Source organism: Actinotalea sp. C106 (assembly GCF_023630195.1).
In the GTDB taxonomy this organism is placed as follows: Bacteria; Actinomycetota; Actinomycetes; order Actinomycetales; family Cellulomonadaceae; genus Actinotalea.
On record NZ_JALPKN010000344.1, the window covers coordinates 1 to 2,910 of the forward strand.

Sequence of the window (2,910 nt, forward strand, 5' to 3'; positions counted from 1 at the left end):
GTCGCCCCGGGCCGCGTCGTAGCCGGTGGGAGCGGCGGCGGGGATGCCGCGGGCCGGCTCGGGGACCACGCGTGCGCCGTGGGCTCGGGCGACCTCGGCCGTGCTGTCGCGGGAGCCGTTGTCGACGACGACCACCTCGAGGGGCGGGAGGGTCTGGGCGTCGAGCAGCGTGAGGCAGCGCTCGAGGGCGGGGGCGTCGTCCTTGGCGGGGATGACGACCGAGAGGGTCAGGGGCACGGGGCCATCCTGCCTCCTCGCGGTACCGCCCGGCCCTGCGGGGCCCGCGCACCCCATGTTCGTCTCGACAGGTCGCCGCGCTCGTGGTGTCCTGTGCCAACGCGGGCGCGGCTTCGCGCGCGCGAGTGGGCTGACGTCGAATATGCTCAGCATGCTGAGGATGTGAGTCGATCTCCCTGACGAGGCTGTCCGGTCCGGCGACGAGAGGTAGCACGTGTCCCCCACGACGGAGACCGTCGTTCTTCTGGACGACGACGGCGCGCGCATCGGCACCGCCGACAAGGCCTCCGTGCACACCGCGGACACCCAGCTCCACCTGGCCTTCAGCTGTCACGTGATCGACAGCGAGGGGCGTCTGCTCATGACGCGACGCGCGCTGAGCAAGAAGACCTGGCCCGGGGTGTGGACCAACTCGGTGTGCGGGCACCCCGGCCCGGACGAGTCCTTCGAGGACGCGATCCGGCGCCGCGCCGAGTTCGAGCTCGGGCTCACCGTGACCGACGTCGAGCTCGTGCTGCCGGACTTCCGCTACCGCGCGGTCGACGCCTCGGGCATCGTCGAGAACGAGATCTGCCCCGTGTACACGGCGCGGACCTGCGACGTCCCGCTCCCGAACCCGGACGAGGTCATGGACGTCGCGTGGATCCGGCCCGAGGACCTGCACCACGTGGTCGCCGTCGCGCACTGGGCCCTGAGCCCGTGGCTCGTCGAGCACGCCGCAGACCTGAGCCTCGCGATGCTGGCCGGGGACGCCGCGGCGCCCGCCCCACCGCCCGCGGGTCGACCATGACGATGACCGCCCCTCGGGCCGCGCAGGCCACCAGCCCGGACCAGCGGGTCGAGAGCCTGCTGCGCGAGGTGCTGGGCGGGGCGCGCGAGCAGGCAGGGGCCTTCGGGTCGGACTACCAGCGCCTGTGGTCGGAGATCGAGCGCAGCGTCTGCGGGGGCAAGAGGTTCCGCTCCTCGATCGTCCTGGGCACCCACCGGGCCCTGGGCGGCACCTCGCTCGAGGACGCCGTCCCGGTCGCGGCGGCCTTCGAGCTGCTGCACACGGCCTTCCTCATCCATGACGACCTCATCGACCGGGACACCGTGCGCCGCGGCGAACCCAACCTCGCGGCGACCATGCGGGCCTCCGCCCTGGCCACCGGGGCCGACGACGAGCGCGCCCAGCGCTGGTCGGAGGCCGCAGCCGTCCTCGCGGGGGACCTCGCGCTCAGCCGCGCGCACCGCCTGATCGCCGGTGTGGGGCTGTGCGCGCGTCGCCGCACCGCCCTGCTCGACCTCATGGACGAGACCCTGCTGATCTCGGCCGGCGGGGAGCTCGACGACACCGCCTTCGGCCTGGGCCTCGGCGCCCCGGGCCTGCGCGAGGCGCTGCTGGTCTGCGAGTCCAAGACCGCGATGTACTCCTTCCGCGCCCCCCTGCGGGCCGGCGCGATCGTCGCCGACGCGGGGGCCGACGTCCTGCGCGAGCTCGACCGCATCGGTCGGATGCTCGGCCGGGCCTTCCAGCTGGTCGACGACCTGCTGGGCGTCTTCGCCCCCGAGGAGCTGATCGGCAAGTCCAACGTGAGCGACCTGCGCGAGGGCAAGCTCACGGCCCTGGTGCTGCACGCCCGCACCCTGCCCGAGTGGTCCGAGATCGAGCCGGACTTCGGCCGGGCGGACCTCGACGCCACCACCGCGGACCGGTTGCGCGGCGCCCTCGCCCGCAGCGCGGCGCCCGGGCTGGTGGCCGACCACGTGCGGGCCGACCTCGAGAGCGTCCGCGCCTCGCTGGGGGTGCTGCCCCGTACGCTCGCCCCTGTGGTGGGTGCGGTGGTCGACCAGGTCGAGGGCTCCCTCGAGACGGTGCTGTCCCACGTCGAGGAGGCCCGGTGCCGCCGGTGAGCAGGCTCGACCTGTACGACGCCGTGGCCGAGCGTTCGGCGGACCTCGTGGTGCGCGAGTACTCGACCAGCTTCGGCCTCGCCACGCGCCTGCTCGACGCGCGCAGCCGCACCCACATCCGCAACGTCTACGCCCTGGTGCGCCTGGCCGACGAGGTGGTCGACGGCGCGACGGCCGAGGCTGGGGGCGACGTCACCACCGCGCGGCGGCTGCTCGACCGGCTCGAGGAGGAGACCCTCGAGGCCATCGAGGTCGGCTACAGCACCAACGTGCTGGTCCACGCCTACGCGCGCACGGCCCGCACGGCAGGGTTCGGGGCCGATCTGACGGTGCCCTTCTTCGCCTCGATGCGCATGGACCTGGAGCAGACGGCGCACGACGCCGCGAGCCTGGCCGCGTACATCTACGGCAGCGCCGAGGTGGTCGGGCTGATGTGCCTGCGCGTGTTCCTCCTCGACGAGCCGGCGGCGGCCCGCGACGCTCGCTACGCCGACCTGACCCCGGGGGCCCGGGCCCTGGGCGCCGCCTTCCAGAAGATCAACTTCCTGCGGGACCTCGCCGACGACGCCGACCGCCTCGGTCGCAGCTACTTCGTCGACGTCGACCCCGCCCACCTGACCGAGGAGCAGAAGGCCCAGATCTTGGCTGACATCGACACCGACCTGAGGGTCGCCGCCACCGCCCTGCCCCAGCTGCCCCGGCCCGCGCGCCGCGCCGTCGGCGTCGCCTACGGACTGTTCGCCGAGCTGACCCGCCGCCTCGAGGCCACCCCGGCCACCG

The 2,910-nt window shown here is 74.0% G+C and carries 4 protein-coding genes; 3 read left to right on the forward strand and 1 reads right to left on the reverse strand.

From position 1 onward, the window contains the following. The coding region (locus tag L0B03_RS16030; protein WP_250447721.1) for a glycosyltransferase family A protein at positions 1-237 on the reverse strand (237 nt) is incomplete at its 3' end. 214 nt (positions 238-451) lie between these two features. Here L0B03_RS16030 and idi point away from each other — a divergent pair. The 3 genes from idi to L0B03_RS16045 form a co-directional block, all read left to right on the forward strand. Further along, complete coding sequence (gene idi / locus L0B03_RS16035; RefSeq protein WP_250447724.1) at positions 452-1,027, forward strand: isopentenyl-diphosphate Delta-isomerase; 576 nt, start codon at positions 452-454, stop codon at positions 1,025-1,027. A 2-nt stretch (positions 1,028-1,029) separates the two neighbouring features. Then, the gene (locus tag L0B03_RS16040; RefSeq protein ID WP_250447727.1) at positions 1,030-2,130 is read left to right on the forward strand and encodes a polyprenyl synthetase family protein; all 1,101 of its coding nucleotides are present in this window, start codon (positions 1,030-1,032) and stop codon (positions 2,128-2,130) included. Continuing rightward, positions 2,127-2,910 (forward strand): squalene/phytoene synthase family protein (locus L0B03_RS16045; RefSeq protein WP_250447730.1); only part of this gene is annotated, 784 nt, incomplete at its 3' end. The genes L0B03_RS16040 and L0B03_RS16045, both read left to right, overlap by 4 nt.

Bases quoted from the DNA above. Each gene is read 5' to 3' on its own strand.
- L0B03_RS16040 (WP_250447727.1), top strand. From the start codon at position 1,030: ATGACCGCCCCTCGGGCCGCGCAGGCCACCAGCCCGGACCAGCGGGTC.